General features: G+C 53.5%; 1 pseudogene. It reads left to right on the forward strand.

Annotation, left to right across the window (positions count from 1 at the left end):
* A pseudogene (locus NE473_RS31370) lies at window positions 1-299 on the forward strand (MgtC/SapB family protein); the annotation flags it as partial.

Here is a 299-nt window from a genome sequence, read left to right on the forward strand (position 1 = left end):
AAAAACAGGAATAAGGCGGCCGGCAGTAAAACCCATGTGATTGTAGCGGTCTCGTCCGCGCTGATGATCATCATATCGAAATATGGATTTTAAGATGTGCTGGGGGAATATATCAAACTGGATCCGTCGCGTGTGGCCGCGGGGGTGGTAACCGCCATCGGCTTCATCGGTTCGGGCGTAATCCTGTTTAAGAATAACAGGGTAAGCGGATTGACGACGTCGGCCGGAATCTGGGCCACCGTCGGAGTAGGCATGCCAGAAGGCGCGGGCATGTATCTGATCGGAGTGATAACAAGGGC

It is taken from the genome of Hungatella sp. SL.1.14 (assembly GCF_024460495.1).
Classification (GTDB): domain Bacteria; phylum Bacillota; class Clostridia; order Lachnospirales; family Lachnospiraceae; genus Hungatella; species Hungatella hathewayi.